Origin of the sequence: Pseudomonas sp. MYb193 (assembly GCF_002966775.1) — a bacterium.
Classification (GTDB): Bacteria; Pseudomonadota; Gammaproteobacteria; order Pseudomonadales; family Pseudomonadaceae; genus Aquipseudomonas; species Aquipseudomonas paracarnis.
The window spans coordinates 6,120,633-6,145,600 of sequence record NZ_CP023269.1; the positions used below are offsets into that span (position 1 = coordinate 6,120,633).

At 60.7% G+C, this 24,968-nt stretch carries 23 protein-coding genes; 13 read left to right on the top strand and 10 right to left on the bottom strand.

Going from position 1 to position 24,968, the window contains the following annotated elements; translation table 11 throughout:
• Positions 1-100: 100 nt before the first annotated feature.
• Positions 101-2,974 carry an EAL domain-containing protein gene (locus tag CLM72_RS28190; RefSeq protein WP_105229012.1) on the bottom strand — a complete coding sequence of 958 codons (2,874 nt, stop codon included), beginning with the start codon at positions 2,972-2,974 and terminating at the stop codon, positions 101-103.
• Positions 2,975-3,251: 277 nt separating this feature from the next.
• Here CLM72_RS28190 and uvrD point away from each other — a divergent pair, with 277 nt between their 5' ends.
• From uvrD to CLM72_RS28205, 3 genes are all read left to right on the top strand, one after another.
• On the top strand, positions 3,252-5,435 hold the full coding sequence (gene uvrD / locus CLM72_RS28195) for a DNA helicase II (RefSeq protein WP_014720554.1): 2,184 nt from the start codon (positions 3,252-3,254) through the stop codon (positions 5,433-5,435).
• Between the two features lie 217 nt (positions 5,436-5,652).
• Positions 5,653-6,519 carry a Tim44 domain-containing protein gene (locus CLM72_RS28200; protein WP_003195740.1) on the top strand — a complete coding sequence of 289 codons (867 nt, stop codon included), beginning with the start codon at positions 5,653-5,655 and terminating at the stop codon, positions 6,517-6,519.
• A gap of 135 nt (positions 6,520-6,654) precedes the next feature.
• Positions 6,655-7,062 carry an SMI1/KNR4 family protein gene (locus tag CLM72_RS28205; RefSeq protein WP_014720555.1) on the top strand — a complete coding sequence of 136 codons (408 nt, stop codon included), beginning with the start codon at positions 6,655-6,657 and terminating at the stop codon, positions 7,060-7,062.
• Positions 7,063-7,143: 81 nt separating this feature from the next.
• Here the strand turns inward: CLM72_RS28205 and CLM72_RS28210 are convergent, their stop codons facing one another.
• Positions 7,144-8,904 (bottom strand): cation:proton antiporter, encoded by a 1,761-nt coding sequence (locus CLM72_RS28210; RefSeq protein WP_105229013.1) that lies wholly within the window; start codon positions 8,902-8,904, stop codon positions 7,144-7,146.
• A gap of 282 nt (positions 8,905-9,186) precedes the next feature.
• Here CLM72_RS28210 and CLM72_RS28215 point away from each other — a divergent pair, with 282 nt between their 5' ends.
• Complete coding sequence (locus CLM72_RS28215; protein WP_003195747.1) at positions 9,187-9,672, top strand: acyl-CoA thioesterase; 486 nt, start codon at positions 9,187-9,189, stop codon at positions 9,670-9,672.
• Positions 9,673-9,805: 133 nt separating this feature from the next.
• Here the strand turns inward: CLM72_RS28215 and pdxY are convergent, their stop codons facing one another.
• Positions 9,806-10,678, bottom strand: a complete 873-nt coding sequence (pdxY, locus tag CLM72_RS28220) for a pyridoxal kinase PdxY (RefSeq protein WP_003195749.1) — start codon at positions 10,676-10,678, stop codon at positions 9,806-9,808.
• A gap of 117 nt (positions 10,679-10,795) precedes the next feature.
• On the opposite strand from pdxY, the gene CLM72_RS28225 reads away from it, so the two are divergent.
• Positions 10,796-11,191, top strand: coding sequence for a DUF3301 domain-containing protein (locus tag CLM72_RS28225; RefSeq protein WP_003195752.1), 396 nt, complete (start codon positions 10,796-10,798; stop codon positions 11,189-11,191).
• Here CLM72_RS28225 and CLM72_RS28230 read toward each other — a convergent pair.
• The 4 genes from CLM72_RS28230 to dksA are packed head-to-tail and all read right to left on the bottom strand — an operon-like array spanning position 11,185 to position 14,473.
• Positions 11,185-12,147: a GTP-binding protein gene (locus CLM72_RS28230; RefSeq protein ID WP_105229014.1), complete on the bottom strand. Its 963-nt coding sequence runs from the start codon at positions 12,145-12,147 to the stop codon at positions 11,185-11,187. The two genes, CLM72_RS28225 and CLM72_RS28230, sit on opposite strands and share 7 nt — an antisense overlap.
• 44 nt (positions 12,148-12,191) lie before the next feature.
• Positions 12,192-12,836: a DUF1826 domain-containing protein gene (locus tag CLM72_RS28235; protein WP_105229015.1), complete on the bottom strand. Its 645-nt coding sequence runs from the start codon at positions 12,834-12,836 to the stop codon at positions 12,192-12,194.
• Positions 12,836-14,041 carry a zinc metallochaperone GTPase ZigA gene (gene zigA, locus CLM72_RS28240; RefSeq protein ID WP_014720560.1) on the bottom strand — a complete coding sequence of 402 codons (1,206 nt, stop codon included), beginning with the start codon at positions 14,039-14,041 and terminating at the stop codon, positions 12,836-12,838. Before zigA ends, CLM72_RS28235 begins: the two co-directional genes overlap by 1 nt.
• Before the next feature lie 27 nt (positions 14,042-14,068).
• The gene (gene dksA / locus CLM72_RS28245) at positions 14,069-14,473 is read right to left on the bottom strand and encodes an RNA polymerase-binding protein DksA (RefSeq protein WP_105229016.1); all 405 of its coding nucleotides are present in this window, start codon (positions 14,471-14,473) and stop codon (positions 14,069-14,071) included.
• Between the two features lie 127 nt (positions 14,474-14,600).
• On the opposite strand from dksA, the gene CLM72_RS28250 reads away from it, so the two are divergent.
• A complete protein-coding gene (locus CLM72_RS28250; protein ID WP_034129159.1) occupies positions 14,601-14,969 on the top strand; it encodes a hypothetical protein in 369 nt (122 codons plus the stop codon).
• Here the strand turns inward: CLM72_RS28250 and CLM72_RS28255 are convergent.
• The gene (locus tag CLM72_RS28255; protein WP_105229017.1) at positions 14,966-16,177 is read right to left on the bottom strand and encodes an N-acetylmuramoyl-L-alanine amidase; all 1,212 of its coding nucleotides are present in this window, start codon (positions 16,175-16,177) and stop codon (positions 14,966-14,968) included. The genes CLM72_RS28250 and CLM72_RS28255 overlap by 4 nt on opposite strands.
• A 128-nt stretch (positions 16,178-16,305) precedes the next feature.
• On the opposite strand from CLM72_RS28255, the gene folE2 reads away from it, so the two are divergent.
• From folE2 to CLM72_RS28285, 6 genes are read left to right on the top strand one after another with little or no spacing between them, the layout of a single operon-like run.
• A complete protein-coding gene (gene folE2 / locus CLM72_RS28260; RefSeq protein ID WP_105229018.1) occupies positions 16,306-17,196 on the top strand; it encodes a GTP cyclohydrolase FolE2 in 891 nt (296 codons plus the stop codon).
• Positions 17,193-17,861 carry a metal ABC transporter ATP-binding protein gene (locus CLM72_RS28265; protein WP_105229019.1) on the top strand — a complete coding sequence of 223 codons (669 nt, stop codon included), beginning with the start codon at positions 17,193-17,195 and terminating at the stop codon, positions 17,859-17,861. The genes folE2 and CLM72_RS28265 overlap by 4 nt, the downstream gene beginning before the upstream one ends.
• Positions 17,862-18,728 (top strand): metal ABC transporter permease, encoded by an 867-nt coding sequence (locus tag CLM72_RS28270; protein ID WP_105229020.1) that lies wholly within the window; start codon positions 17,862-17,864, stop codon positions 18,726-18,728. It abuts the gene before it with no gap.
• Between the two features lie 11 nt (positions 18,729-18,739).
• The gene (locus CLM72_RS28275) at positions 18,740-19,618 is read left to right on the top strand and encodes a metal ABC transporter substrate-binding protein (RefSeq protein WP_105229021.1); all 879 of its coding nucleotides are present in this window, start codon (positions 18,740-18,742) and stop codon (positions 19,616-19,618) included.
• Entirely contained in the window at positions 19,615-20,175 is a 561-nt protein-coding gene (locus tag CLM72_RS28280; RefSeq protein ID WP_005792581.1) for a DapH/DapD/GlmU-related protein, read from the top strand. The genes CLM72_RS28275 and CLM72_RS28280 overlap by 4 nt, the downstream gene beginning before the upstream one ends.
• A 3-nt stretch (positions 20,176-20,178) precedes the next feature.
• Entirely contained in the window at positions 20,179-21,516 is a 1,338-nt protein-coding gene (locus tag CLM72_RS28285; protein ID WP_105229022.1) for a dihydroorotase, read from the top strand.
• On the opposite strand, the gene CLM72_RS28290 is transcribed toward CLM72_RS28285, so the two are convergent.
• Positions 21,513-22,034, bottom strand: a complete 522-nt coding sequence (locus CLM72_RS28290; protein WP_014720569.1) for a DUF3617 domain-containing protein — start codon at positions 22,032-22,034, stop codon at positions 21,513-21,515. The genes CLM72_RS28285 and CLM72_RS28290 overlap by 4 nt on opposite strands.
• A gap of 130 nt (positions 22,035-22,164) precedes the next feature.
• Between CLM72_RS28290 and cls the strand changes: the two genes are divergently transcribed.
• Positions 22,165-23,604: a cardiolipin synthase gene (gene cls, locus CLM72_RS28295; protein ID WP_105229023.1), complete on the top strand. Its 1,440-nt coding sequence runs from the start codon at positions 22,165-22,167 to the stop codon at positions 23,602-23,604.
• A 131-nt stretch (positions 23,605-23,735) separates the two neighbouring features.
• Here cls and cfaB read toward each other — a convergent pair whose 3' ends face one another.
• On the bottom strand, positions 23,736-24,920 hold the full coding sequence (gene cfaB / locus CLM72_RS28300; RefSeq protein WP_105229024.1) for a C17 cyclopropane fatty acid synthase CfaB: 1,185 nt from the start codon (positions 24,918-24,920) through the stop codon (positions 23,736-23,738).
• Positions 24,921-24,968: the final 48 nt, after the last annotated feature.

Sequence of the window (24,968 nt, forward strand, 5' to 3'; positions counted from 1 at the left end):
GAATTGTCGTTTTGCCCGCTCGATGCATCACTAAATCGCCCTACTCCCCTCTGATTCAGCGGGCAGGCGCTATGTAGCCATAAAGGCGGCCTACGCTGCGTTAAGAAAAATCTGCGTTTTTGCGTAACAAATCCGCCAGCCCTTCGGCCCTCATGGGCGGGCTGATCAGGTAACCCTGTACCTCGTCGCACTGCTCACCGCGCAGGAAATCCAGCTGCTGCTGATCCTCCACCCCTTCGGCCACTACCTTGAGGGCCAACCCGTGGGCCATGGCGATGATCGCACGGGTGATGGCCGCATCCTCGCGCCCCTGGCCAAGCCCCCGGATAAAGGCCTGGTCGATTTTTACGTAGTCCACCGGGATACGCTTGAGGTAGCTGAGGGACGAATAACCGGTGCCAAAGTCGTCGATGGCCAGCTTCACCCCCAGGTCGCGCAACTGCTGGAAGGTGGCGATGATGTGCTCAACGCTGTCGAGCAACTGGCTTTCGGTCAGTTCCAGCTCCAGGTACTGCGGGTCCAGTGCGGTTTCTTCCAGCACTTGACGTACCAGGCTGACCAGCTTGCCCTGGCGCAGTTGATGCACCGACAGGTTGACCGACACGCGAATCGGCGCCAGCCCCTGACGCTGCCATTCGCAGGCCTGCCAGCAGGCCTGGCGCAGCACAAATTCGCCCAACGGCACGATCAAGCCGGTTTCTTCCGCCAAACCGATAAAGTCACTCGGCGGCACCATGCCCCACTGCGGATGTTCCCAGCGGACCAACGCCTCGGCAGCCTTCAGCTTGCCAGTGACCAGGCATAGCTTGGGTTGGTAGAACACCGTGAGCTGACGCTCGTCAATGGCTTTGCGCAGGTGGTTTTCCAACTGCAAACGCTCCAGGGTGCTGGCTTGCAGGCTGTCGGTGAAGAACTGGAAATTATTCCCGCCCAAATGCTTGGCGTGCTGCATCGCCATATTCGCCTGGCTGACCAGTGCAGAAATTTCCCGTGCGTTATCAGGCAACAGGCTGACGCCCATAGAGGCGCTTACCACCAGCTCATGCCCCTCCACGTTCACCGGCACGCGCAGCTTCGCCAGCAACCGGGTCGCCACCCGCGCCAGGCTGGATAAGTTGCCATAGGCGTCAAACAGTACGGCGAATTCATCACCGGACAGGCGCGCGATGGTGTCGGCCTCCGGCAGCGCGTTGATCAAGCGCCGCGCCATTTTTTGCAGCAGTTGGTCGGCCACTTCATGGCCCAGGCTGTCATTGAGCAATTTGAAGCGGTCGAGGTTGATATGCAGCAGCGCGAGGCTGCGACCGCCTTGGCGCACCCGCTGGTGAGCTTCGCGCAGCCGTTCGCGAAACAGCGAGCGGTTGGCCAGCCCGGTCAACTCGTCGTAGTGGGTGAGGTAGCGCATGCGCTCTTCCGACTCGCGCCGGGCGGACAGATCGGCGAAGAACCCTACGATATGACTGACGTTCCCCCGTACATCACGCACCACATTCAGTTGTAGCCATTGCGGGTACAGTTCGCCGTTCTTGCGCGTCTCCACCAATTCGCCCTGCCAGGTGCCGTGGCTGAGCAATGCCTGGCGGATCAGCGGGAAGTGGCGCCGCGCATCGCGACTGCAGGGCAGTTCCACAACGTTGCGGCCAAGCATGTCGTCAATGTCGAAACCGGTGACGCGGCTGAACGCCTGGTTCACGGCGATCAAAGCGTAGTTCGGGTCGAGGATCACAATGCCTTCGCTGGCCGCCTCGAACACCGTCGAAGCCAGGCGTTGCTGCTCCTCCACCGCCTTGCCGGCGCTGATGTCGCGGCGCGTGCCCAGCATACGGATGACGCGGCCACTGGGCGTGCGCTCCACGGCGCGCCCGCGGTCTTGGATCCACACCCAATGCCCATCGCCATGACGTATCCGGTACTCCACCTGATAGTCCTCGCTGCGGCCTTTGAGATGCTCTACCAGTGCGTGCTTGAGCAGTGGTAGATCGTCGGGGTGCAGGCGCGGTTTGAGGTGGCTGAGCATCGCCGTGACGTATTCGGGCTCCAGGCCAAACAACTCCTTGAGTTGCGTGTGGTGGACCTCGTCGGTTTGCAGGTTCCAGTCCCACAGGCCCAGCTCACTGGCTTGCAGGGCCATGGCCAGGCGCGCTTCGCTTTTACTCAAGGCGAGGCTGGCAGCATCCAATTGCTGGCTGCGTTGCGCCACACGATCTTGCAGACCGACCTGGGCTTCACGCAAGTTTTGCTCCACCTCGCGGCGCTGCTCGACTTCGCGCACCAGCTCCAGGTTCAACTGCTCACTGCGTTGCTGCGCCTGTTGTAAATGCTCGATCAGGGCCTGGTTCTGGAAACGGCGCAACAACCCGCGCTGGATCAGGCGGTTGACCTGCCACGCCACCAGGCTCAGGGACGCCAGCAGGATCAGCCCGAGCACGCCCCAGCCTTGTTGCTGCGGTGTGCCATTCCAGAACAGGTAGACGATGGCCGGCACCAGGCACGGCAAGGCAAACGACAGGTAGGCCCAAAAGCTCACGGCATAGGCCACGCTGGCCGACAAGGTGGCGGCGCCGATCAGGCCAAACACCCAGGCCTGATGCATGAAGCTGTCCGTGGGCACCAGGGCAATGGCCGCAACGGAGAGGGTCAGGCCACTGACCGCCGAGCCGAGCATGAACATACGGCGCCACACAGGCTGGGCCTGCCGGCTGGGCATGGCCGAATCAAAGGCTGCCACTTGAATCACGCGCATCGCCACCAGGGCAAGCAGCCAGAGCAGCCAGACGCTGTCCAGCAGGTACTGATTGGGGTTCCACAGCAACCAGGCGCAGACCAGGCCGTTGACCAGCATCAGCAGCGTCGGCAGCAACGAACCTTGATACAGCAGGCGCGTGCGCTCAACCGCGATTTCGGTTGCATAGTGTTTACGGATGACCTGCGCTGGGGCCGGCGAGGGGCCAAACAGGTCGGTGCTAAGGGTCATAGGCGGTGTTCTTATAATGGTGAGCCCGAAACGTCGACGGAGCATACACAAGCAAGCGCCTGGGCCAAACTGCTACAAGTCATAAAAAACCTGCTGCGATTGGCCGCAAACCTTTGGCCCAGACCGCTTGAGCAAGACACTGCATGGGCTGCGGGCGATGACCAACCGGTCATCACCCCCGTCAGAATGTTCGCCCGTCGGTAGCTTGCAGGCGTTTTGCATCGACCATCCGGCATTGGGATTTGCCCAGGCCCCCCAAGGCCCATAGAATGCGTCGATGCGCGATGATCTCTCTCTTTTGCTGAACTCCCTCAACGATGCCCAACGCCAGGCCGTAGCGGCCCCCGTTGGCCGTCAGTTGGTCCTGGCCGGTGCTGGCTCCGGTAAAACCCGAGTGCTGGTGCACCGTATCGCCTGGTTGATCCAGGTCGAAAACGCGTCCCCGCATTCCATCCTGTCGGTGACCTTCACCAACAAGGCCGCTGCCGAGATGCGTCATCGCATCGAGCAGTTGATGGGCATCAGCCCGGCCGGCATGTGGGTGGGCACCTTCCACGGCCTGGCGCACCGCCTGTTGCGGGCGCATTGGCAGGAAGCCGGACTGAGCCAGACCTTCCAGATTCTCGACAGCGACGACCAGCAACGCCTGGTCAAGCGCGTGATCCGCGAACTGGGCCTGGACGAACAACGCTGGCCGGCGCGCCAGGCACAGTGGTTTATCAATGGCCAGAAAGACGAGGGCCTGCGCCCGCAACATATCCAGGCCAGCGGCGACCTGTTCCTGGCCACTATGCGCAGCATTTATGAGGCCTATGAAGCGGCCTGTGTGCGCGCTGGCGTCATCGACTTCTCCGAACTGCTGCTGCGTGCCCTCGACCTGTGGCGCGACAACCCCGGTTTGCTGGCCCATTACCAGAAACGCTTCCGCCATATCCTGGTGGACGAGTTCCAGGACACCAACGCCGTGCAGTACGCCTGGTTGCGTCTGCTGGCCAAGGGCGGTGACAGCCTGATGGTGGTGGGCGATGACGACCAGTCGATCTACGGCTGGCGTGGCGCGAAAATCGAGAACATCTACCAGTATTCCGAAGACTTCCCGGACGCGGTGACCATCCGCCTGGAGCAGAACTACCGCTCCACCGCCGGGATCCTCAAGGCGGCCAACGCCTTGATCGCCAACAACACCGGGCGCCTGGGCAAAGAGCTGTGGACCGACGGCGGCGAAGGCGAAGCGATCAACCTGTACGCGGCGTTCAATGAGCACGATGAAGCGCGCTACGTGGTCGAAACCATCGAAAGCGCACTGAAAACCGGCCTGGCCCGCAGCGATATCGCGATTCTGTACCGTTCCAACGCCCAATCGCGGGTGCTGGAAGAAGCCTTGCTGCGCGAACGCATCCCGTACCGCATCTATGGCGGCCAGCGCTTCTTCGAACGCGCCGAAATCAAGAACGCCATGGCCTACCTGCGTTTGCTTGAAGGCCGTGGTAACGATGCAGCGCTGGAGCGGGTGATCAACATCCCGGCGCGTGGCATTGGCGAGAAAACCGTCGAAGCGATCCGCGACCATGCGCGCCATGCCGATGTGTCGATGTGGGAAGCCATGCGCTTGCTGATCGCCAACAAAGGCCTGACTGGCCGTGCTGCGGGGGCGTTGGGGGTGTTTGTCGAGCTGATTGAGAACCTGGCCGCCAAGTGCGCAGAGATGCCGCTGCACCTGATGACTCAGACCGTGATCGAGCAGTCCGGGCTGATCGCCTATCACGAAGCGGAAAAAGGCGAGAAAGGCCAGGCCCGGGTAGAAAACCTTGAGGAACTGGTCAGCGCCGCCCGCGCGTTCGAAAACACCGAGGACGACGAAGAGCTGACGCCGCTCGCCGCCTTCCTGGGCCACGCCTCGCTGGAAGCCGGCGATACCCAGGCCGACGAGCATGAAGACAGCATCCAGCTGATGACCTTGCACAGCGCCAAAGGCCTGGAATTCCCTTATGTGTTCCTGGTGGGCATGGAAGAAGGCCTGTTCCCTCACAAGATGAGCCTGGAAGAGCCCGGCCGCCTTGAAGAAGAACGCCGCCTGGCCTACGTGGGTATTACCCGGGCGATGCAGAATCTGGTGATGACCTACGCGGAGACCCGACGCCTGTACGGCAGCGAAACCTACAACAAGGTGTCGCGCTTCGTACGTGAGGTGCCGAAGGGTCTGATCCAGGAAGTACGCTTGTCCAACAGCGTCAGCCGCCCGTTCGGCGGTGGCCAGCAACAGAACTCCAGCAGCATGTTTGCCGGTTCCGAAATACCGGAAACCCCGTTCAGCCTGGGCCAGCAGGTCAAGCATGCGATCTTCGGCGAAGGCGTGATCCTCAACTTCGAAGGCGCCGGCGCCCAGGCGCGGGTGCAGGTGAACTTCGCCGAGGGCAGCAAGTGGCTGATGATGGGTTACGCCAAGCTCGAAGCGGTCTGAGCTGGCCACAATAAGCCCACCATCATGAAACACTGCGTAACATGAAGATTATTGGCCCAGCCTTGTTTTAGAGGCGTGCGGGCCAATATCTGTAATTGGTCCTACAGACCCTTCGGATTTGGTCTTACGCAAAAGCCCGAAACATTATGCCGCTAGCCACTGCCACGACACCTGTGCAACATGGCGCGCGTGCAATCCACAAATGGGAATTCCCTATATGAAACGTTTTCTTAGCATCGCCATGGCGTTGTGCATCGGCCTGACGATGAGCCTCGACGCCAACGCCAAACGCTTCGGTGGCGGCAAAAGCTCGGGCGCGGCACCGACTCACCAGACCAGCCAAATGGCTCCATCCGCCGGTGCCGGCGGTGCTGCGGCTACTGCAGGCGCAGCCGGTGCCGCTGGCGCTGCTGCCAAGGCTGGCGGTGCTTCGCGTTGGCTGGGCCCACTGGCCGGCATCGCCGCCGGTGGCCTGCTTGCGTCCATGTTCATGGGCGACGGCTTCCAGGGCATGCAGATCTTCGACATCCTGATCATGGGCGTCATCGCCTTTTTGGTCTTCCGCTTTATCGCCGCCCGTCGCCGCAAGCAGCAGGAGCACCTGGCTCCAGCCGGCGCGCCGATGCAGCGTGAAGCGTTCGAACAGAAGCCTGCCATGGGTTCGATCTTCGGTGGTTCGGCAGCCCCTGCCGCCCGTCCGGTGATCAACGCACCGGCCTGGTTCAACGAAGAGCGTTTCGTCGAAGCGGCCCGCAGCCACTTCCAGTCCCTGCAACAGCACTGGGACGCCAACGAAATGGACAAGATCTCCGAGTTCGTGACCCCGCAACTGCTGGAGTTCCTCAAGCGCGAACGTGCCGAGATCGGTGACGCCTTCCAGTCGACCTACATCGACGACCTGCGCGTACAGCTCGATGGCGTGGATGATCGTGCCGACAAGACCATCGCCACCCTGACCTTCAGCGGCGTGTCGAAGTCCTCGCGTTTCGACCAGGGCGAAGTGTTCAGCGAAAGCTGGAACATGGAACGCGCCCAGGGCGACGACCAGCCATGGCTGGTTGCCGGTATCCGCCAGAACGGCTAATACCTGCGCGTTTGAGCAAGCGGTAACAAAAACCCCGGACATGTCCGGGGTTTTCTATTTCACGGTTGCACTTATAGCGAGCTACTGTATAAAACGCCCCTATAAACCGCGCCATCTAGCAAGAGGATCCCGGCCGTGGAAGAAATCATCGAACAACTGCGTGAAGCCAACGAACCGGTCCCGGTTCCTTTGGAGCTGCCTGACGAAGACCTGCTGGTGGAAATCGAGGAACAACTGTTCATCGACATCCCCTTTGTCTTCCGCGAATTCTTGCTGACCGTCAGTGACGTGGTCTACGGCAGCCTGGAGCCGGTGACCGTCACCGACCCACAGTCCCACACTTACCTGCCAGACGTTGCCGCCAACGCTTGGGATGCCGGTGTTGATCGCAGCCTGATCCCTATCTGCCAGGACGGCGACGACTACTACTGCGTAGAAGAAGACGGCACCGTCGTGCTGTGGTCCGCCGAAGAAGAGTTGGTCACCGAAGAAACCTGGGAATCGGTGTGGCACTGGGCACGGGACGTCTGGCTGGAAAGCTGAGTCCCCTGACCTCTGGCAACCGGCTTTTGTGGCGAGGGAGCTTGCTCCCGCTGGGCTGCGAAGCAGCCCCGTCAACGCAAGTCAATGCTCCGTATCCTTGTGGTTATCCAGCGTCTCCAGCAACGCAACCTGCATCCGCGTATGTACACGGATAAACCAGCGCCAGAGCACTGCAGCCACCGCCGCCGTGACCACGGCAATCAACACCAGCAACTTGTTGGTCGGCAGAATACTGGCCGACAAGGCTGCCAATAGCAGGAAGATCACCAGCAGCGACAAGAGGGGGATCAGCTCCGCAATCACCCTTCGCACACGTTGGGTATGCCTCCCGGCCATTTCTGGTTTCACGCTCATCTCCGCCAGCAGCATCGACAGCGCCTTGAGCTTGCGATACGCCGCAATCAGAAACGGCAACGACACCAGCAGCGCCCCGCCCCAGATCAACGCCTTCTGCCAACTCTGATCGCTGACCCAGCCCTCCAGATACCCACCGATGCGCTCCGCGAAAAAGCTGCCGGCAAAGAAGATCGCGATCACCAACGCCAGGTTTACCCCGACCTGCAGAATGATCTTGCGGATCATCGCGGCCAACATCGCCCCCTCGCCCTGCGGCTGAATGCTGCGCAGCCATTCGCCATACATGCCCAATACCCGGCTCATCCGCGTGGGCATCACTGCAGCGATCTTCAATGACAGCGGATCGGCCCCGCGAATCAGGTAGGGCGTCAGCAGTGTGGTGATCGCCGAAACGGCCACCGCCACGGGATACAGAAAGTCGCTGGTGACCTGCAGGGTCATCCCCAGCGCCGCGATGATGAAAGAAAACTCGCCAATTTGTGACAGCCCCATACCAACCCGCAGCGAGGTGCGACCATCGTTGCCGGCGATAAACGCGCCCAGCCCGCAAGACAGCATCTTGCCCAGCACCACGGCCACGGTGATCACCGCAATGGGCCAGGCGTATTGCAGCAGGATCTGCGGGTCGATCATCAAGCCAATCGCCACGAAGAAAATTGCGCTGAACATGTCGCGAACGGGTTCGATCAGGCGTTCGATCTTAATCAACTGGCGGGATTCAGCCATGATCGCGCCGATCAAAAAGGCCCCGAGTACCATGCTGTATTCCAACTTCACCACCAGCAGGCAGAAACCGAAGCACAGCCCCAATACAGTGATCAGCAGCATCTCGTTGCTTTCGAACTTTGCCACATAGGCCAGCAGGCGCGGCACCAGCAAAATACCAATCACCAGGGCGACGATCATGAACAGCGAGAGCTTGCCGACCGTGGAAAACACCTCGCCGGAGCTGACCGTGCCACTCACGGCGATGCTCGACAGCAAGGCAATGATGCCGATACCCAGGATGTCCTCCACAATCAGCACACCGAAAATCAGCTGGGCGAACCGCTGGTCTTTCATCTTCAGGTCGTTGAGGGCCTTGACGATAATGGTGGTCGAGGAGATTGCCAGGATCGCGCCGAGGAACAGCGAGTCCATGATGCTCCAGTCGAACCAGCGGCCGATCTCGTAGCCGATCCAGATCATCAGCACGATTTCCAGGAACGCCGCGATAAACGCCGTGGCCCCGACTTTGAATAGCTTGCGCAGGCTGAATTCCAGGCCCAGGCAGAACATCAGAAAGATGACTCCCAACTCCGCCAGGGTCTTGATCGTGTCTTCATCGTGGATCAGGCCAAACGGCGGAGTGTGGGGACCGATAATGAAGCCGGCGACGATGTAGCCCAACACCACCGGCTGCTTGAAGCGGTGAAACAGGATGGTGACCACCCCTGCCACCAGCATGATCACGGCCAAGTCCTGGATAAAGCTGATGGCGTGCATGGCGAGGGGCTCCTTGAGGGTGCCGGCGCTTTTCCCACTTCCGGCCTCGCCTTTGAAGGGTCGGAAAAGTCTGCCTTGATCGTAAGAAAAGCCCTGAGACGGGCTTTTGAAGGGTAACACCGCGACTTCTGCTGGAAAGCCGGTGCAATATATGGAAACAGATCGCTGCGCGCGTGACGGCAAGCTGCCTGACGGCGTCCCGTTAGGGATGGCGCTGCAAAGACTTTGAGTACCCGCAGAGGTGCCTCCCCCCAACCAATGCCTACAACCCGTGAGTGTGCTATGGAACCCGGAAACGCCCAGCTGTCGATGACGGTACTGATGACCCCTGACATGGCCAACTTCTCTGGCAATGTGCACGGCGGCACGCTGCTCAAGTACCTCGACGAAGTGGCCTATGCCTGCGCCAGCCGTTATGCCGGTCGTTATGTGGTCACGCTGTCAGTAGATCAGGTGATCTTTCGCGAGCCGATTCATGTCGGTGAGCTGGTGACCTTCCTGGCGTCAGTCAACTACACCGGCAATACGTCGATGGAAGTGGGCATCAAGGTAGTGACCGAGAATATCCGTGAACGCTCGGTGCGCCATACCAACAGCTGCTTCTTCACCATGGTGGCCGTGGACGACCAGCGCAAACCTGCCGCCGTACCGCCGTTGCAGCCGCAGAACAGCGAAGACAAGCGCCGCTTTGTGCAGGCTCAGCAGCGTCGGCAGATTCGTCAGGAACTGGAAAAGCGCTACCGGGAGATCAAAGCCGACGCGCCTTAAACTCCAAGCGGCGAATCAACTCAAAAAAGTGTGGGAGCGGGCTTGCCCGCGATAGCAGTGGTTCAGTCGACATCGCTTTGACTGAGACTCCGCCATCGCGGGCAAGCCCGCTCCCACATTGGGTTCTTTGTGCTTACAGGCTGATCGGTGTGGCTTCGAAGCGCACACGAGGGTGGGCAATACGGTCCTGGGCCCGCACCAGTTCCAGTTCATAACTGGCGCAGGCCTGGGTTTCCAGTAGCACTTCATGCACGGCCGCGGCGGTGAATTCAAAGGCAGCCACCAGGCTATCACCCAACAGCACCCGCGCCAGGAACAGCCCGGACGTCAGGTCGCCCACACCCACTGGCTGACGCGGAAACGCCAGCAGGGGCCGACGCAAGTGCCAACTGCCGTCGGCCGTCACCAACAGCATTTCAAACCCTTCTGGCAGTTTGCCTGGGTAATCCAGGTGCTTGACCAACACCGCTTTGGGTCCGCGCGCCAGCAATGCTTTGGCCATCGCCAGGCAATCGAACAGCGATTGCGGCTTGCGCCCGGCAAAACTATCCAGCTCCAGTTGGTTGGGGCACAGGAAGTCCGCCATGGCGGCGGCTTCATCCAAGAGGAAATCGCTGACCTCCTGCGGCACGATGCAACCCTTTTCCGGGTGGCCCATCACCGGATCGCACAGGTACAGCGCCTTGGGGTTGATCGCCTTGATGCGCGCCACACCGCTGAGGATGGCGCGGCCCTGGTCGGCACTGCCCAGGTAACCGGATAGCACCGCATCACAGTTGCCCAGCTCGCCAATCGCGGCAATACCCTCCACCAGCGCAGGAATTTGCTGCGGCGCCAACACTTCGCCCGCCCACTGTCCATACTGTGTGTGGTTGGAGAACTGCACCGTGTTGAGCGGCCAGACGTTCACCCCGACCCGCTGCATGGGGAACACGGCGGCGCTGTTTCCGGCGTGGCCAAAGACCACGTGAGACTGGATCGCAAGCAGGTGAGGTGTGCGTTTCATGCGGGAGATTTCCGTAAAACCGTTGAATTTCAGGCCGAGCAGTATGCGACTAAACGCAACCTGTACGACAGACCGGCGACACAGTTAAGCTGCGCTCACTTTGTTGGAGTTCATGGAATGCTGACCCTGGGAAACATCTTCGTCTTGATGCTGCTGGCCACCGGCGCCGCCTGGGTTTGGCACAACCACGGCCTGCGTGAACGGGCGCTGGCGCGGGTCAAGCAGCATTGCGCCAAGCTCGATATCGAGCTGCTTGACGGTGCCGTGGCGCTCAAACGCATCGGTTTCGTCAAGGATGCCAATGGCCGCCGACGCCTGGCGCGTATCTATAATTTCGAGTTCACGGTGACCGGCGAAACCCGGCATGCCGGGGTCATCACGCAATTCGGCGCCCACAGCGCGCAGATCGAACTGGCGCCCTACCCGTTCGAAACCAAGGAGCCGCTGCCCAGCGCCGAGATCATCGAATTGAGCCAGTGGCGCCAGGACCACGCCAGCAAGAAACATCAGTAACGGCAGGCTGCCAGGGCGCTCTGCAATGCGGCCACGTCCTGTGGTGCGCTGAAGATCAACTCAACACGTGAATCGCGCCGCCAAGCGCTGGGTTGCCAGTGCAGTGGGCTGTTATCCACAGCGTTGGCGGACACCCAACCGTCAACGCTGTGGATGACCAATTTGGCACGGCGCCAGTCGATACTCGATAGCCACTGATGCAGACGGCTGACATCGAATCGCTGGCTTGGGTGCCAGCGCCAGCCAATGCTCCAGCCGCCCTCCTGGCTCTGACTCAGACAGATCGGCAGCCCCGGGTCGCTCCAGATCGCCGGCATTTGCCCCACCGCTTCAGGCACGCCGAAATTATCCACCGCTACTTGGGCCCGTGCTTTCAAACCGGGCAACCGGTCGAGTGGCAGTTGCGCCTGGCGTGTCCAATGGAGCGGGCAATCGGGTAATTGCGCTTCAATCGCCTGACGTTGCGCCGCAGTCAGCGTCTCATCCTTGTTCAGCACCAGCAGACCGGCACTGGCCAACGCCTCCTGTTGTGCCTGCGGCAACGGCCTGCCCGCCGCCAACGCCTGGGCATCGAGTACCAGCACGCAAGGCTGCACGGCCAGCACGTCTTGCCATGGTGCGTGCCGCAGTTGCTTGAGCAATTGCGCCGGATGGCCCAAGCCTGAGGGCTCAATAAACAAGCGGTCCGGCTTAGCCTTACGCAACAAGCGGCCCAGCCCTACCTGGAACGGTGCGCCGTTCACACAACACAAACAGCCGCCTGCCACCTCGCCCAGGGCGATACCGTCATCGTCTTGTGTGAGTAAGGCTGCGTCCAGGCCGATCTGGCCGAACTCGTTGATCAGCACCGCCCAGCGCTCGTTGGCCGGGCGCTGGGCAAGCAGGTGCTTGATCAGGCTGGTCTTGCCGGCGCCCAGTGGCCCAGCAATCACATGGGTAGGAATGTTCTGCAACATGAGAGGCATGGTTCAGGCCGTTTAGAGCGTCTGATCCTACGCGGTTATGCCAGCCAATCCAGCGTCAGGATCAACCGTCGCTCATCGGCCTTGAGCGCTGGCGAGCGGTGGATCAGCCCATGCCCTTCATTGCCGTGCCATTTGGTGCCTTTAAGCAGCGCCACTTCACCGCAATGGATCTGCTCGATGCGCTCAGTGGGCTCGGCATCCGCCTGGCTCAATGTGCGCGGGTCCATGACGCCTTCACGCAACCATTGGCTTCCGATACCGGCGTAGGTGGTGATCAGCCGAACCGGCACGTGATCAACGTGAAAACGCGGACACATGGCCTTGTCCAATAGCCGTAAACGCACGCCGATGCGCTTGGCGCCCAGCAGGCAGGCGAATGCACTGACCAACCACGACACATCGGCGATAAACCCATCGTAGCCTTCAAGATCGCGACAGCTGGACGCCAAACCTTGCAAGTTCGGCACGGAGTCTTCGCTAGCCAACTCGACCACCAAGGACTCGGCCAACGGTTCATTGAGCGCCACCAGCAAAGCGCCAAACTCGGCGATATGCAGGGGCAGTTGGCGCTGCCAGATGGCCAGGTTGACGCCGTCATTGAGGATATCGGACAGCGCCAGCGGCGTTTCCCCATGTGTCTGGCGGATGACGGGGCGCAGGGGAATGACCGGGGCCAGCATCAGGCGACCTGCTCATACCAAGGGCCAAACGGGTCGGGCAACTGGCGCCAACCTTCGACGCCCAGGGCCATTTCTTCATCGGTGAGCAAGCAGGCGTCCAACTCGGTACGCATCTGGGCAAAGTCGATGTTTTGCCCGATAAACACCAGTTCCTGACGGCAGTCACCCGTGCTCAACTGCCAGTTAGCCATGATCGCCGCCACGCTTTCTTCGTCCTGAGGCCACTGGCTTTTCGGCACAAAGCGCCACCAACGCCCGGCAAACCCATGGCGCATCAACCCGCCCGCCTGGGACCAACTGCCCGCATCCTGATGTTTGCTGGCCAACCAGAAGAAACCCTTGGAGCGCAACAGCTTGCCGTTGACCCAGGGGCGGTCGATAAAGTCGAAAAACCGCTGTGGATGGAACGGCCGGCGCGCACGGTAAGCCGTGGACGCTATGCCGTATTCTTCGGTTTCCGGCACATGCTCACCGCGCAATTCCTGCAACCAGCCCGGGGCCTGGGCGGCGCGTTCGAAGTCGAAACGGCCAGTGTTGAGGATCTTGTTCAACGGCACTTCGCCCATGACCATCGGGATGATTTCCGCCTGGGCGTTGAGGCGCTCGAGGATGGCCATCAGTTCTTCGCGCTCGCGGCTGCTGATCAGGTCGATCTTGCTGATCAGGATGACGTCGGCGAATTCGATCTGTTCGATCAACAGGTCGGTGATGGAACGTTCATCCTCCTCACCGAGGGTTTCACCCCGTGAAGCCAGGCTTTCGGCGGCTTGGTAGTCGAGCAGGAAATTCATACCATCGACCACAGTGACCATCGTGTCCAGGCGTGCAATGTCGGCCAGGCTTTGCTCGTTTTCATCGCGAAAAGTGAAGGTTTCGGCCACGGGCAAAGGTTCGGAAATACCGGTGGATTCGATCAGCAGGTAATCGAAACGACCTTCTTTGGCGAGTTTTCCCACCTCTTCAAGCAAGTCTTCACGCAAGGTGCAGCAGATGCAGCCATTGCTCATCTCCACCAGCTTTTCTTCCGAACGATTGAGCGTGACATCACGCTGCACCTCGCTGCCGTCGATGTTGATCTCGCTCATGTCGTTGACGATCACCGCCACCCGCAGGTTGTCGCGGTTGCGCAGTACATAGTTGAGCAGCGTGCTTTTACCGGCACCGAGAAAGCCGGACAACACGGTCACAGGGAGACGATTGGGCATCAGGTATTCCTCATCAAGGTTGGCCGGTCAAACTGCCCGTCTATGGCGTTCGCGCAGCTCTTCACGTTCTTTGGCTTCGATACATAAGGTGGCGGTGGGACGCAGCAGCAGGCGTTGCAGGCCGATGGGTTCGCCGGTTTCACGGCACCAGCCGTATTCGCCGCGGGCCAGCAATTCCAGGGCGTCGTCGATCTTGTCCAACAGCTTTTTTTCACGCTCCAGCAGGCGCAGTTGCCATTGGCGTTGCTCTTCGGCACTGCCGATATCCGCCAGGTCGCTGTTGGTTTCCTGCTCGCGCAGCGCCTGGAACTCTGCGTCGATACGGGCTTGCAGGTCATCGCGCTGAGCCAGCAGCAGTTCGCGGAAGAAGTGCTGCTGGGCCTCATTCATGTAGTCGGCCGCTGGTTGGGCCAAAAGATCGTGTTCGGTCATGGGAAGCGGTTCGTGGGTCGGGCTGTGCGCTATATGTTATAGTATAACAATATAAATAAGCCAATCCCTCTTGCTCGCCGCGACAAAGGGCGCAATGCTGGGTCACCTACCGATGTTGAGAACCTCGATGAAATACCTGCTGTGCGCGCTGCTATTGGCAGTCGCCGGGCCTGCCTGCGCCCAGGCACCCAGCCTGTTGGCCAACTGCACACGCAGCGCCAACCTGCTCGCTTGTGTAGACCCGTTGGGCAATGCCTATAGCGTGGCGACCGTCGGCAGCACTACGTATCTGCGCGGGTTTGAAGTGATCGGCAAACGCTATTGGGCGCAGACCAACAGCCGTTATGGGCAACTGACGTTTTTTACCGGGTTGGCATCGGATGGCGAGGCGTGGGTCGGCTACACGCGGCGCGTGGGCTGGACCACCATCAACCGATTTTCCAGCTCAGGGGGCGCCAGCGCCAAGTTCACTTGCAGCCGAATGACCGGCTGTTAGACCTGGCTGTTTTTCTGCGCCTGCACCCAGGCCATGTAGCTGTTCATGGGTGGGTTCTTCTGGAAGTAACGCTTGAGTCCTTCGAAAAGGCCATCCGCCACCGCCTGTTGATGGCGCGCCGTCACCAGCCGCTGAGCGTCGCGCGCGTTGGAAATGAAACCCGTCTCCACCAGGATCGAAGGCACGTCCGGTGACTTGAGCACGGCGAACCCGGCCTGCTCCACACGTTTCTGATGCAGGCTGGTGATGTTTTGCAGGCTGCCCAATACCGAGCTGCCCAGTTGCAGGCTGGAGGCGATGGTCGCATTCATCGACATGTCGAGAATGACCCCGGCCAGCATCGGGTCCTTGTCCTTCAGATTAAGCAAGGTGGTGGCGCCCAGCAAGTCGGCGCCATTTTCGCGTTGAGCCATGAAGCGGGCCGTGGCGGAGGTGGCGCCCCCTTCAGACAACGCATACACCGAAGCGCCCGACGCGGCCAGCCGTGGCGCGGCGTCGGCATGTACCGAAATAAACATATCGGCCTTGTGCTGACGGGCGATGTCCACGCGCTTGCGCAGCGGCACGAAGAAGTCGTCGTTGCGCACCAGTTTTACGTCAAAACCCTTTTCGCGCTTCAAGCGTTTAGCCAACAACTGGGCAATCGACAGCACCACATCTTTTTCGCGCTGGCCCTTGGAGCCAATGGCACCTGGGTCTTTGCCGCCATGGCCGGGGTCGACCACCACGATGATGTCGCGCTTGGGATGCGCCTTGTCTACCGGCGTCACCCAGGGTGCCGGCTCAGCGGCGATTTGACGGGGCGCACGGGTCGCGTTGGTCAAATCCAACACCAGGCGATGGCCTTGGCCATCCTGGGGCGGCAACACGAAGCTGTTGAGCTGCATGGGCTCGACCAGGTCCAGCACGATGCGCGTATCGCTCTTGCCGAAATGCCCGGAACGGATCGAGGTAATCCCACTGTTCTTCAACGCCAATTGGGAAAAGTCACCGCTAAGACCGGCGCCACTCAAGTCGATGATCAAGCGGTCCGGTGAGGTCAGGGAAAAGGTCTTGTATTGCACCGGGCCGCTGAGGTCGAACACCAGGCGCAGCTTGTCCTCCGAGCGCCACAAGCGTGCATTGCGAATCTGCGTGGCGTAAGCCCCCAAAGGCAAGGCAAACAAGGGGCTGACCAGCAGCAGGTTGAGGAGCTGACGTCGGTGCATGGCATATACCGCAGATAAAGGAGTGTCCCTACTCGATATGACTGAACAAAGGCTGGAGCAGAAAATTCATCGTAGCTCGTATTGTTATACTATAACATGTCTAATTATTTCCAACGATGGACCTGCTTATGAATGCGCTGACTCTGCCGGACATTGCCGCGCAGGCTTCACGCCAAGCCTTGCCACTCGACTGGGTGGGGATGTGCGGCATCGCCTTGCCGATCCTGATTGACGGTCAACACCTGGCCGCCACCGCTGACGTGGGCGTAAGCCTGGACGACGGCACGGCCCGTGGCATTCATATGTCACGCCTGTACCTGGCTCTGGAAATGCTCGATCAACAGCCGCTGACACCTGCACTGCTGCGTAATGTACTGCAGCGTTTTCTCGACACACATGAAGGTTTATCTAAGAACGCTTACCTGCGCATCCACACCCAGTTGCTGCTTAAACGACCCGCCCTGGTCAGTCCGCTAGCCGGCTGGAAGGGCTACCCGGTGAGCATCGAAGCGCGTCTGGAAAACCAGATGTTCCACGTGGAACTAAAAATTGACGTTACTTATTCCTCAACCTGCCCTTGCTCCGCCGCCCTCGCCAGGCAGTTGATTCAGCAGCAATTTGTGGATGATTTCGCCAACACGCCGTTGCAGCACGAAGCGGTGCTGGCCTGGCTCGGCAGTGCCAACGGCATCGTCGCCACACCCCATAGCCAACGCAGCAGCGCGCAGTTGCACGTTCAGTTGCAAGGTACTGACCTGCCGATAATCGAGTTGATCAACGCTGCCGAAACCGCGCTCGGTACCGCCGTACAAACCGCGGTGAAACGCGCAGACGAACAAGCCTTCGCCCTGGCCAACGGGCAGAACCTGATGTTCTGCGAAGACGCCGCTCGCCGCCTGAACCTCGCCTTGAAACGCTCGGATGCCATCAAAGCCTTCCACCTCAAAGTGATCCACGCCGAAAGCCTGCACGCGCACGATGCCGTGGCTGAAAGCCACTGGACGAGAGACTTTGCATGATCACCTGTAACTCTTTGCGCTGGGGTGCCCCCGGGCAACCGCTCACCCCGGCACTGGATTTGACCCTGGAAAAAGGCAGCCTCACCGGCATCATCGGCGCCAATGGCACAGGCAAGAGCAGCCTGCTCAAAGTCATCGCCGGCCTGCAACAGCCGCTGGCGGGAAAGGTCATTGTGGATGTTCCACACCGTGGCGGCTTGGCCTTCCTACCCCAGCAGCAACACTTGGACCGGCAGTTCCCCATCCGCTTGCAAGAACTGGTGGCTGCAGGTTTTTGGGGTACACAGCACACTTCACAACAACGCAGCCAACGCCTGCAAGCGGTACTCGAAGACTGGTGCCTGACCGGCTTGGAACATCGACCGTTGATGGCATTGTCCGGCGGTGAATTGCAGCGCGCCCTGCTGGCACGCATGAGTCTGGCCGACGCCGCCGTCCTGCTGCTCGACGAACCTCACGCAGCCCTCGATGAGGACGGTCAGGCGCTGTGCTGGAAACACATCCACGCCTGGCACAACGAAGGCCGCACCCTGGTGATCGTCTGCCATGACCTGGCCGCCGTGCGTCACCACACCCAGCACGTACTGCAGATCAAAAGCACCGGCTGCCTATCCGGCTCCAGCAAAGAGCTGATCCGACCGCAACCGCAGATGCAGGTGGCCTGAATGCACTTCACTGCCCACTTGTGGCTGCCGTTTCATGAATTCGTTTTTATGCGCCGCGCACTCATCGGCGGTTTGGTACTGGCTTGCAGCACCGCGCCGCTAGGTGTGTTTCTGATCCTGCGGCGCATGAGCCTGATCGGTGATGCAGTGGCCCACGGCATCCTGCCCGGCGCTGCCCTGGGTTTCTGGTTCGCCGGCCTGAGCCTGCCCGCGCTGACCCTCGGCGGCCTGGGTGCAGGCCTGAGCATGGCCGGCCTGGCCGCGTGGATCACTCGCCGCACCGGCCTGCGCGAAGACGCCAGCCTCGCCGCCATCTACCCCATCTCTTTGGCCGCCGGCGTGCTGATCCTGGGCCTTGCCGGCAAGCGTCTGGACCTGCTGCACCTGCTGTTCGGCTCCGCCCTGGCCGTGGATCAAACCACACTGACCGGCATGCTCTGGGTCTCGGGTTTCAGCCTGATCGCCATGGCGCTGATCTACAAACCGCTGCTGCTGGACACCCTCGACCCGCTGTTCCTGCAAACCGTCAGCCGCCTCGGGCCCCTCGCCCATGGCGTGTTCCTGACCCTGGTGGTGCTGAACCTGGTGATCGGTTTCCAGGCCATCGGCGCGTTGATGGTGGTTGGCTTGATGATGTTGCCGGCCATCTCCTCACGCTTCTGGAGCCGACGCTTGCCGGTGTTGATCGCGGTATCGGCGCTGCTGGGATGCCTGTCGGTGTGGTTGGGCCTGCTGCTGTCGTTCTACTACTCACTGCCCAGCGGCCCGGCGATAGTGCTGGTGGCAGGCGCTGGGTATTTGTTGTCCGTGGTGTTCGGTCCGGTGCACGGCTTGTTGCGCCGCCCGCCTTTGCTCACATCCCAATGAGGTGTTTCCCGATGCGCGCTCTATTCGTGCTGTTCAGTCTGCTGCTGCCGCTTTCGATGGCCCACGCCGCCGACAAACTGCAAGTGGTCACCAGCTTCAGTATTCTCGATGACATCACCCACCAGATCGGTGGCGAGCATATCCAGATCAGCAACATGGTCGGCCCGGACGCCGACGCCCATACCTATGAACCCACGCCGGACGACGCCAAGGCACTGCTCAAGGCCAAGGTCATCATCAAGAACGGCCTCGGTTTCGAGCCGTGGCTGGACCGCCTGGTCACCAGCACCGAAACCAAGGCAACGGTGGTCACCGCCAGCAAAGGTGTGATTTCCCACACCATGGACGAGGATGGCGAAACCATTCCCGACCCGCACGCCTGGCACAACCTGGCCAACGCCGAGATTTATGTGAGCAATATCACCAAAGCGTTGGTAGCCGCCGACCCTGCCAACAAGACCGCCTACCTGAGCAACAGCCAGGCCTACCTCAAGCAAATCCATAGCCTGCTGGACGAGGCCAAGGCCAAGTTCGGCGCCCTGCCACCGGGTAACCGCCGCATCGTCACTTCCCACGACGCTTTCGGTTACCTGGGCCAAGCCTATGGCATCCAGTTCCTCGCGCCCCAGGGTTTGTCCACCGAACGTGACCCTTCGGCCGCTGAAGTTGCCGCACTGATCACCCAGATTCGCAAGGACAAGGTCAAAGCCGTGTTCATAGAAAACATCAAAGACTCGCGCCTGCTCAAGCAGATCGCTGACGAAAGCGGCGCACAGATCGGCGGCACGCTGTACTCCGACGCCCTCGCCGCAGAAGGCCCGGCCAGCACCTTTATCGGGCTGTTCGAATACAACCTCAACACCCTGTGCGCCGCACTGAGCCAGCCATGATCCGCAAAAATCCTTCGGGCGACCTGCCGGTGATTGCCGAATCGGCCTACGTCGACAAGACCGCGATCATCTGCGGCAAAGTCATCATCGGCGAGAACGTGTTCGTTGGCCCTTACGCCGTGATCCGCGCCGACGAAGTGGATGCCAGCGGCGCCATGGACCCGATCACCATCGGCGCCAACTCCAACATCCAGGACGGCGTGGTCATCCACTCCAAATCCGGCGCAGCGGTGACCATCGGCGAATTCACCTCCATCGCTCACCGCTCCATCGTCCACGGCCCCTGCACAGTGGGCGACCGCGTGTTTATTGGCTTCAACAGTGTGCTGTTCAATTGCGCCGTGGGCGATGGGTGCGTGGTGCGCCACAACTCGGTAGTCGACGGTCGCGACCTGCCCGCCGCTTTCTACGTGCCCTCCACCACGCGTATCGGCCCCAACACCGACTTGTCGCAATTCCCGCCGGTGAGTGTCAGCGCCTCGGAGTTTTCCGAAGACGTGGCACGCACCAACGTCGACCTGGTGCGCGGCTACAAAGCCCTGCAAAACGAGTTCTGAACCATGAGCCGCCTGCTGATCCGCAACGCCCGCCTGGTCAACGAGGGCCAGGTATTCGACGCCGACGTACTGATCGCCAATGGTCGTATCGAGAAGATTGCCGCCAGCATTCAAGGCGGTAACGAACCGGTGGAAATCGATGCCAACGGCCAGTGGCTGCTGCCAGGGATGATCGACGACCAGGTGCATTTTCGCGAACCCGGCGCGCCGGAAAAAGGCAGCTTCTACAGCGAATCTCGCGCGGCGGTGGCCGGCGGTATCACCAGCTTCATGGACATGCCCAACACCCAACCGGCCACCCTGAACCTGGAAGCCCTTGCCGATAAAAAGCGCCGTGCCGCACTGCATTCAGTGGCCAACTACGGCTTTCATTTCGGCGTGAGCAACGACAACCTCGACATCGTCGCCGCCCTAGACCCCAGTCAAGTGGCGGGGGTCAAGGTGTTCATGGGCGCCTCCACCGGCAATATGCTGGTGGACGACCCACGCATTCTGGAGCGCCTGTTTGCCGAGGTGCCAACCATTCTGCTCGCTCATTGCGAGCACACGCCCAGCATCCTGGCCAACGAGCAGCGCCTGCGCGAACGCTTCGGCGAGCATATTCCCGCCGTCGCCCACCCGCTGATCCGCGATGCCGAGGCCTGTTATCGCTCATCATCGTTTGCCGTGGAGTTGGCCAAACGCCATGGCACGCGTCTGCATGTGTTGCACCTGACCAGCGCGCGCGAACTGGCGCTGTTCGAAGACAAGCCCCTGGCCGACAAGCACATCACCGCTGAGGTCTGCCTGCACCACCTGCTGTTCGATGACCGCGATTACCACCGCCTTGGCCACCAGATCAAATGCAACCCGGCGATCAAGACCCGCGCCGACCGCGACGCGCTGCGCCTGGCGTTATTGAGTGATCGTCTGGATGTGATTGGCACCGACCATGCGCCGCATACCTGGGCGCAAAAACAGTTGGGCTATCGGCAAGCGCCCTCGGGCATGCCTCTGGTGCAGCATGCCCTGCCGGCGTTACTGGAGTTGGTGGCCGACGAGCATTTGCCCCTGACCACTCTGGTAGCCAAGACCAGCCACCGCGTGGCCGACCTGTTTGCTATTGCTGATCGCGGCTACGTGCGCGAAGGCTACTGGGCCGACCTGGTACTGATCAAACCGGAGCCTGCTGGCAAGCCGGTCAACAGTCAGCCTATTCTCGCCCGCTGCGGCTGGACACCCTTTGCAGAGCGCAGCTTTCGCCACAGCGTGAGTACCACCCTGGTCAGCGGCCACCTGGCCTGGCACAACGGCCAGGTGGTCAACAGTTGCCAGGGCTTTCCCCTGCAGTTTGGGCGTTAAGCGCGGGGTTTGACCGAACCGCAATCGTTGCCCAGCCACTGGGCGTGGCTGTCCAGGCTACCCTTCTGCTGGATCCCGGTGGCATTGAAGGTACCGTTGACGCTGGTGGTGAATTCTTTTTGGCTCTGGAACGTTGCCACGCCAGTGCCCTGGGCTTTCGGGCAACTGAAGCGGAATTTCCACTGGTTGCCGCTCTTGTCGGTGACTTCCTGTTTGCAGCCCGATTGAGGGTCGGTCAGGGGGATCGAATCGGAGGCCACCTGAGCCGGGGTCAGGCACACCTGTACGCCTTTACCGGCCATGTTGATGCCTTGCTTTTCGAGCATGGCGCGCTGTTCAGGGGTCATCTGTTGCTTGAGTTGACCGAGGATCAGCGACAAGTCCGGCAGGTCCTGGTTATCGACTTTCATATTGCTGGTGGTCAATTCCCACAAGCCCGGCGCCAGCATCTGCGCCTGCGCCGCCACAGGCAGCGACAAACCAACAACCATGGCCAAACCAAGCAGACGAGCATTCATCGGGTAACTCCTGGGTAATTGTGGGCGTTAGACGTCGCAAAGCAGCCAGTGTTGCATGGCAAATAAAATAGCGACATTCACAGCCGTTCATGGTCTGTTACGCACTGGACTGCCCGGAGTTACGACGTTCATGGATTTCTTTGGCCCGCACCTGCTCGCCTACGTCATTGCCACGCTGCACTTTCTCGGAACGCTCGCCGCGATCCACGCAGTACTGACCGTGCGCACCGCCCAAGGCTCGATCGCCTGGGCGTTGTCATTGATGTTCATGCCCTACCTGACGCTGATCCCCTACCTGATTTTTGGCCGCAGCACCTTCGACGCGTACATCCAGGCCCGTCGCCAGGCCAACCAGGAAATGCACACGGCCATCACCGAACTGAACTGGCGCCCGTGGGTGGAGGAAGCGCTGGCGGCGCGCAACTCCAGCGCCTACGCCTCCTTGCGCGCCATGCCCAAGCTGGGCCGCATGCCTTGCCTGGCCAACAATGAAGTGCGCCTGTTGATCAATGGCGATGCCACCTTCGGCGCGATCTTCGAGGCTATTCGTAACGCAAAGACCGCCGTGCTGTTCCAGTTTTTCATCATTCACGATGATGAACTGGGCCGCCAATTGCAGGCCCTGTTGAAGGAAAAAGCCGCTCAGGGCGTGGCCATTTACGTGCTGTACGACCGCATCGGCAGTCACGCGCTGCCCCATCGTTATGTGCAGGCGCTGCGTGACGCGGGAGTGCAGGTCAAGGCATTCGCCACCCGCAGTGGCTGGCTCAATCGCTTCCAGGTCAACTTCCGTAACCATCGCAAGATTGTCGTGGTGGACGGCATCACCGGTTTTGTCGGCGGGCATAACGTAGGCGATGAATACCTGGGTAAAAAACCGCCCCTGGCGCCATGGCGCGATACCCATGTGCAGGTCACAGGCCCGGTGGTGGCATGCCTGCAGGAGTCGTTTGCCGAGGACTGGTTCTGGGCCGCACGGGAACTGCCGCCGCTGATCCTGCCGGACGCCTACCCGGAAGACGGTGTGCTCTGCCAGTTGCTCGCCAGCGGGCCAGCGGACCCTTATGAAACCTGCTCGCTGTTTTTCGTCGAGGCCATCCATGCCGCGACCGAGCGCGTGTGGATCACCAGCCCCTACTTCATCCCCGACGAGGCGGTGTTTGCCGCCCTGCGCCTGGCGGTATTGCGCGGAGTCGATGTGCGCCTGCTGCTGCCGTCACGGCCCGACCATCGCATCGTGTACGCTGCGTCCAGCCTGTATGCCAACGAAGCGGTGCGAGCGGGCGTGCGGGTGTTTCGCTACACGCCGGGCTTTTTGCATCAGAAGGTGGTGCTGGTGGACAGCGAAATCAGCGCCATTGGCAGTGCCAACATGGACAACCGTTCGTTCCGGCTGAATTTTGAAGTGATGCTGCTGACGGTGGATGAAGCCTTCGCCAGCCAGGTTGAGCAGATGCTGCTGAACGACTTTGCCCTGGCCCATGAAGTCAGCCACGAAGAAAGCCGCGAGACCCGTCGCCTGCAACAACTGGGGATGCGCATTGCGCGCCTGATCTCACCCATTCTCTAACCACCAACACAAAACCAATGTGGGAGCTGGCTTGCCTGCGATGGCGGTGTGTCAGTCGACTCATCCGGTCCTGATACAACGCTATCGCAGGCAAGCCAGCTCCCACAGTTTCGATCTTCAGGGTCTGGTGGTCAGCGGTAGAGGTCTTCCCGCGTCCACGGCAGTTCATGCCCGCCATCGGCATGGGGTTTCACTGCCAGTATCTGGTGCAGGTTGATCCAGCCTCGGGCAAACGCATAAGCGCAACCGGCCAGGTACAGCCGCCAGATGCGTAGCGCCTGTTCCGGTACCATCTTCGCCGCTGCTTCCAGGTTGTCTTCCAGGCGTTCGCTCCAATGGTCCAATGTGCGGGCGTAATGCATACGCAGGCTTTCGACATCGACCACTTCCAGCCCTGCTTCACTGACCTGGGCGGTCATCATCGCCAGGTGCGGCAGTTCGCCGGTAGGGAACACGTAGCGCTCGATAAACTCGCCGGCGCCACGGCCTACGGGGCGGCCGTCGGTGTGCTTGGCGGTAATGCCATGGTTCATCACCAGGCCACCTTCACGCACCGCGCCGAACAGGGTGCGGCAGTATTGCGCCAGGTTTGCATGGCCGACGTGTTCGAACATACCCACGCTTACCACCTTGTCGAAACGGCCGTCCTGGGGCAGGTCGCGGTAGTCGAGTAATTGCAGGTCGACCTGGTCTTCCAGGCCTTCGGCTTTCACCCGCTCCTTGGCCAGCGCCAGTTGTTCCTTGCTCAAGGTGATGCCGAACACCTTGACCCCGAACTCACGTGCGGCATAGCGCGCCAACCCGCCCCAGCCGCAGCCCACATCCAGCAGATACTCACCCGGCTGCAGCCGCAACTTGCGGCACAGGTGGCGGAATTTGTCTTGTTGGGCCTGGTCAATCGACTCGCTGCCGGTTTCGAAATAACCGCAGGAGTAGGCCATGTCCTGGTCCAGCCATAGCTGGTAGAACTCGTTGGACAGGTCGTAATGGTAGGAAATGGCCGCCGCGTCGGTGGCCTTGTCGTGAATCGAGCGTACCGGGCGACTCTCCTCGTCGTCATCGACCAAAGCGTGACTCAACTCGTCACATACCCTGATCACTTCGGTGATGGAGCCTTCCAGCTCCAGCTTGCCCTCGACGAAGGCTTCGCCCAGTGAGTCGAGCGTTGGATGGGTCAGCCTGGATACAACCGTGGGATCCTTGACCACGATGGTGACGCTGGGCTCAGGGCCCAAGTTGAATTCATGGCCGTCCCAGAGTCGAAGACGCAGCGGTAGCTGAAGATTCTGTAAGGCCGGTGGAAGTTGCGCGAGCATGAGTAGTCCCCCCTTGTTTCAGACGTCTGCTGTGAGGGTAGACCATGC

Excerpts from the sequence above, each read along its gene's own strand:
- CLM72_RS28190 (WP_105229012.1), bottom strand. The coding sequence starts at position 2,974 with ATGACCCTTAGCACCGACCTGTTTGGCCCCTCGCCGGCCCCAGCGCAG.
- uvrD (WP_014720554.1), top strand. The coding sequence starts at position 3,252 with ATGCGCGATGATCTCTCTCTTTTGCTGAACTCCCTCAACGATGCCCAA.
- CLM72_RS28200 (WP_003195740.1), top strand. The coding sequence starts at position 5,653 with ATGAAACGTTTTCTTAGCATCGCCATGGCGTTGTGCATCGGCCTGACG.
- CLM72_RS28210 (WP_105229013.1), bottom strand. The coding sequence starts at position 8,904 with ATGCACGCCATCAGCTTTATCCAGGACTTGGCCGTGATCATGCTGGTG.
- CLM72_RS28215 (WP_003195747.1), top strand. The coding sequence starts at position 9,187 with ATGGAACCCGGAAACGCCCAGCTGTCGATGACGGTACTGATGACCCCT.
- pdxY (WP_003195749.1), bottom strand. The coding sequence starts at position 10,678 with ATGAAACGCACACCTCACCTGCTTGCGATCCAGTCTCACGTGGTCTTT.
- CLM72_RS28225 (WP_003195752.1), top strand. The coding sequence starts at position 10,796 with ATGCTGACCCTGGGAAACATCTTCGTCTTGATGCTGCTGGCCACCGGC.
- CLM72_RS28230 (WP_105229014.1), bottom strand. The coding sequence starts at position 12,147 with ATGTTGCAGAACATTCCTACCCATGTGATTGCTGGGCCACTGGGCGCC.
- CLM72_RS28235 (WP_105229015.1), bottom strand. The coding sequence starts at position 12,836 with ATGCTGGCCCCGGTCATTCCCCTGCGCCCCGTCATCCGCCAGACACAT.
- zigA (WP_014720560.1), bottom strand. The coding sequence starts at position 14,041 with ATGCCCAATCGTCTCCCTGTGACCGTGTTGTCCGGCTTTCTCGGTGCC.
- dksA (WP_105229016.1), bottom strand. The coding sequence starts at position 14,473 with ATGACCGAACACGATCTTTTGGCCCAACCAGCGGCCGACTACATGAAT.
- CLM72_RS28250 (WP_034129159.1), top strand. The coding sequence starts at position 14,601 with ATGAAATACCTGCTGTGCGCGCTGCTATTGGCAGTCGCCGGGCCTGCC.
- CLM72_RS28255 (WP_105229017.1), bottom strand. The coding sequence starts at position 16,177 with ATGCACCGACGTCAGCTCCTCAACCTGCTGCTGGTCAGCCCCTTGTTT.
- folE2 (WP_105229018.1), top strand. The coding sequence starts at position 16,306 with ATGAATGCGCTGACTCTGCCGGACATTGCCGCGCAGGCTTCACGCCAA.
- CLM72_RS28265 (WP_105229019.1), top strand. The coding sequence starts at position 17,193 with ATGATCACCTGTAACTCTTTGCGCTGGGGTGCCCCCGGGCAACCGCTC.
- CLM72_RS28270 (WP_105229020.1), top strand. The coding sequence starts at position 17,862 with ATGCACTTCACTGCCCACTTGTGGCTGCCGTTTCATGAATTCGTTTTT.
- CLM72_RS28275 (WP_105229021.1), top strand. The coding sequence starts at position 18,740 with ATGCGCGCTCTATTCGTGCTGTTCAGTCTGCTGCTGCCGCTTTCGATG.
- CLM72_RS28280 (WP_005792581.1), top strand. The coding sequence starts at position 19,615 with ATGATCCGCAAAAATCCTTCGGGCGACCTGCCGGTGATTGCCGAATCG.
- CLM72_RS28285 (WP_105229022.1), top strand. The coding sequence starts at position 20,179 with ATGAGCCGCCTGCTGATCCGCAACGCCCGCCTGGTCAACGAGGGCCAG.
- CLM72_RS28290 (WP_014720569.1), bottom strand. The coding sequence starts at position 22,034 with ATGAATGCTCGTCTGCTTGGTTTGGCCATGGTTGTTGGTTTGTCGCTG.
- cls (WP_105229023.1), top strand. The coding sequence starts at position 22,165 with ATGGATTTCTTTGGCCCGCACCTGCTCGCCTACGTCATTGCCACGCTG.
- cfaB (WP_105229024.1), bottom strand. The coding sequence starts at position 24,920 with ATGCTCGCGCAACTTCCACCGGCCTTACAGAATCTTCAGCTACCGCTG.